General features: G+C 69.7%; 6 protein-coding genes. 4 read left to right on the top strand and 2 right to left on the bottom strand.

All coding sequences use genetic code 11. The features are described 5' to 3' along the window. The coding region (locus tag ABD329_RS47500) for a cytochrome P450 (RefSeq protein WP_344318231.1) at window positions 1-911 on the bottom strand (911 nt) is incomplete at its 3' end. 1 nt (window position 912) lies between these two features. Continuing rightward, a complete protein-coding gene (locus tag ABD329_RS47495) occupies window positions 913-1113 on the bottom strand; it encodes a ferredoxin (RefSeq protein WP_198276265.1) in 201 nt (66 codons plus the stop codon). A 595-nt stretch (window positions 1114-1708) separates the two neighbouring features. On the opposite strand from ABD329_RS47495, the gene ABD329_RS47490 reads away from it, so the two are divergent. From ABD329_RS47490 to ABD329_RS47475, 4 genes are all read left to right on the top strand, one after another. Next, window positions 1709-2038 (top strand): hypothetical protein, encoded by a 330-nt coding sequence (locus ABD329_RS47490; RefSeq protein WP_198276264.1) that lies wholly within the window; start codon window positions 1709-1711, stop codon window positions 2036-2038. Window positions 2039-2253: 215 nt separating this feature from the next. Then, entirely contained in the window at window positions 2254-2451 is a 198-nt protein-coding gene (locus tag ABD329_RS47485) for a hypothetical protein (protein ID WP_198276263.1), read from the top strand. Further along, window positions 2448-2648 carry a ferredoxin gene (locus ABD329_RS47480; RefSeq protein WP_198276262.1) on the top strand — a complete coding sequence of 67 codons (201 nt, stop codon included), beginning with the start codon at window positions 2448-2450 and terminating at the stop codon, window positions 2646-2648. The genes ABD329_RS47485 and ABD329_RS47480 overlap by 4 nt, the downstream gene beginning before the upstream one ends. Before the next feature lies 1 nt (window position 2649). Further along, window positions 2650-3563 (top strand): cytochrome P450 (locus tag ABD329_RS47475; protein ID WP_344318230.1); only part of this gene is annotated, 914 nt, incomplete at its 3' end.

The following is a 3563-nucleotide window of genomic DNA, read 5'->3' as shown; positions in this document are numbered from 1 at the left end:
AACTCCTCCATCGCGGTCGGCAGCAACCCGGGCTCGGCGACCAGGCGTTCGCGGTCCTGCGGGTTCCCGGCCAGGTGCCACAGGGACGAGCCGATCGCGCTGTAGGTCGTGCTGATGCCGGCGATGAGCAGCAGCATGATGGTGCCGATGACGTGGTTCGGTTCGAGCTTGCGGCCGTGCAGCTCCGCGTTGAGGAGGTAGCTGATCAGGTCGTCACGCGGCTGCTCGACGTGCTTGTTGACCTCCGCGAGCAGATAGATGAACACCCGGCCCATGTGCTCCAGGCGCTCTTCCCGCGACTGCTTGCCCTCGCCCTCCAGGTTGGTGGCGAGCTCGTGGAACCGTTCCCGGTCCTCGGGGGGCAGGCCGAGCAGGTCGCCGATGACCCGGCTCGGGATCTGCTGCGCGTAGTCGTGTGCGGCGTCGACGACGTCGCGTCCCTTGAAGCCGTCGATGAGGGAGTGGCAGAACGCCCTCGTGCCCGGCTCCAGCTTGGCGACCGCGGTCTTGGTGAACGGCGGGAGCAGCAGCTTGCGCGCGCTGTGGTGGAACGGCGGGTCGGAGGTGATCGGCGGGGCCTCGCCGATCGGCGCCAGGTCCCGCGGCGGCCGGAACTCGCTCATGTTGGTTCCGAGCGAGGAGAACCGGTCGGTGTCGTAGGCGATCGCCGCGACGTCCTCGTACAGCGTTGGCAGCCACGCGCCGCCGAACCGCTCGGTGTGCGCGATCGGGCACCGCTGCCGCAGGTCGTCCATGATCGGGAAGGGATCCTCGGCCCACCGCGGATCCAGGTGCGAGAAGTCCGTCGCCCAGTCCGTCACCGGGCCGGTGATGATCTCGCCGCGCGAAGTGTGGAACCGATCCCGGTCGGCGTGCCGGAAGTCCTTGTTGAAGCGGTCGTCGGCGGCCACGTCACTCCCCCTCGGTCAGGGTGATCGCCCGCTCCGGGCAGCTCGCGACCGCGAGGCGTGCCTCGCGCTCGTCGCCCGGCGGCACCGAGCCGTCGCCGGGAACGCTCCCGTAGCCCTCGCCGTCCTCGCCGAACACCCTGGGGGCGATGTCGTAGCAGCGGCCGTGGCCCTGGCAACGTCCGGAGTCGATCTGTACTTTCACAGTGAACTGGCCCCTTGTCATAAGACTGATCCGCACGCCCGTTCGCATACCTCGTCGTGCCGGGCTCGTCGTGCCGTTCGATCAGCTCCATGCCGTGGCCCACGAGAGCACGGGGTCCTCACGGGGCGCGTGCGGCGGCGACCGGAACCCCCCGAAACCCGGCGGGTCCAGTGGGCCGGATGCCCACGAGCGGTCTCCTCAGCGTGCGACGTGCCGGGTGCCGACGCGGTCCATGCTTCCTGGCACCGAGCGGCACGGAAAGGGCGGTCGGCCATCGTCGGGCCATCGCGCGGTAATTGAGTGCCCATCGCGGCCCGTGGCGTGCGCCAGTTACCCCGCAGTGGCCGACCGATGGCCGACCGATGGCCGACCACCCTTTACGCCACCGCGCGGCGCCAGCAAGCATGAGAGCGCGACGGGCCTGGCAACGACGAAGAGATGGTGATCCTCAAGGGTCGGCCGGATACGAGCACACCGCCCTCTGACGACACATCCGCCTGCTGAAGTACGGTTCCGCGATACCGCGATACCGCGATACCGCGATACCGCGATACCGCGACACCGCGATACACAGAAGATGAAAAGGTGACAGTCAATGGGGTATGTGTTCTCGCTGGTTCTCAGCCGGGAGATTACCGAGGACGAGATGACCACCCTGAAGGCGGGTTGCGTCGGCGCCGTCGACTTCGGCACCGACGTGCTTCCGACCGACGCCGAGGTCACCGTCACGCGGATGGACTTCGATGACGCCGTCTCCCCGACGCTGGCCGACGCCATCGACGCCGCTCTCGCGGCGGTGACCGAGGTGTCCGACCTCAGCGTGTCCGAGCTCACCGTCCCGGCCCAGCCGGCGGGTGCCGAGGAGGGCGAGGCCGCCGCGGCCGAGGCCAAGGAGCCCGTGGCCGCCGGCGTCGGTACGGACTGACAGCGGGTCGGTCCTCGCGCCGCCAGAAACACGCCGTCCGACCAGTCGACGGCGTGTTTCTGCGTGTCGGCCCCGGCGGCCCCGGCGGCCCGGCCGGTCCCGCGGCCTCGGCCACGGACCCCGGGACGTCGTTCCCGGCAATGGGCACTCAGTTACCCCGCGATGGCCGAGCGATGGCCGACCGCCCTTTCGGCGGCCGTACGATGCCGGGCAGCATGAACACCGCAGGCATCCGGCTCGACCGCATGCTGGGGGGACCGCCCGTGGCCATGGGGCCCGTTCGCCCGTCGAACCCGCCTGACCGGGGCGTCATCGCCTTCCCGGAGACCTCCGCCGCCGCCGGCCTGCCGCGCAGGATGGCCGAACGGGGCCATGCGGATCAGCCTCATGACGAGTGGGACGGTTCACTGTGAAAGTACAGATCGACTCCGGACGTTGCCAGGGCCACGGCCGCTGCTACGACATCGCCCCCAGGGTGTTCGGCGAGGACGGCGAGGGCTACGGGAGCGTTCCCGGCGACGGCTCGGTGCCGCCGGGCGACGAGCGCGAGGCACGCCTCGCGGTCGCGAGCTGCCCGGAGCGGGCGATCACCCTGGCCGAGGGGGAGTGACGTGGCCGCCGACGACCGCTTCAACAAGGACTTCCGGGACCCGGACCGGGACCGCTACCACAACATCCGCAGCGAGAACATCACCGGCCCGGTCACCGACTGGGCGACGGACTTCTCGCACCTGGATCCGCGGTGGACCGAGGATCCCTTCCCGATCATGGACGACCTGCGGCAGCGGTGCCCGATCGCGCACACCGAGCGGTTCGGCGGCGCGTGGATCCCGACCCTGTACGAGGACATCGCGGCGATCGCCTACGACACCGAGCGCTTCTCCTCGCGGTCGGTGAACGTGGGCAACTTCCGGCCGCCGCGGGACCTGGCGCCGGTCGGTGAACTGCCGCCGATCACCTCCGACCCGCCGTTCCACCACGGCGCGCGCAAGCTGCTGCTGCCGGCGTTCACCAAGACCGCGGTCGCCAAGCTGGAGCCGGGCACGAGGGCGTTCTGCCACGCCCTCATCGACGGCTTCAAGGGGCGCGACGTCGTCGACGCGGCCGAGGAGTACGCGCAGCGGGTCCCCGAGCAGGTGATCGGTGACCTGCTCGGCATCCCGCAGCGGGACCGGAAGCTGTTCCGCGAGCTCATCGCGAACATCAACCGCGAGGACGCCCTGGACTCGCGGGACGAGCACGTCGAACAGCTGAGCAAGATGTTCGTCTTCCTGCTCGCGGAGATCAAGGAGCACGTCAAGAACCCGCGTGAGGACCTGATCACCTACCTCCTCAACGTGGAGCTCCGGGGCCGCAAGCTCGATCCCAACCACATCATCAGCATGATGCTGCTGCTCTTCGCGGCGGGGATCGGCACGACGACCAAGTCGATCGGCTCGTCCCTGTGGCACCTGGCCGGGAACCCGCAGGACCGCGAACGCCTGGTCGCCGAGCCCGGGTTGCTGCCGACCGCGATGGAGGAGTT

This window comes from Streptomyces javensis (genome assembly GCF_039525925.1).
Classification (GTDB): domain Bacteria; phylum Actinomycetota; class Actinomycetes; order Streptomycetales; family Streptomycetaceae; genus Streptomyces; species Streptomyces asiaticus.
Note: the sequence above shows the minus strand (reverse complement) of the source record. Positions and strands in the feature narration are given on the sequence as shown.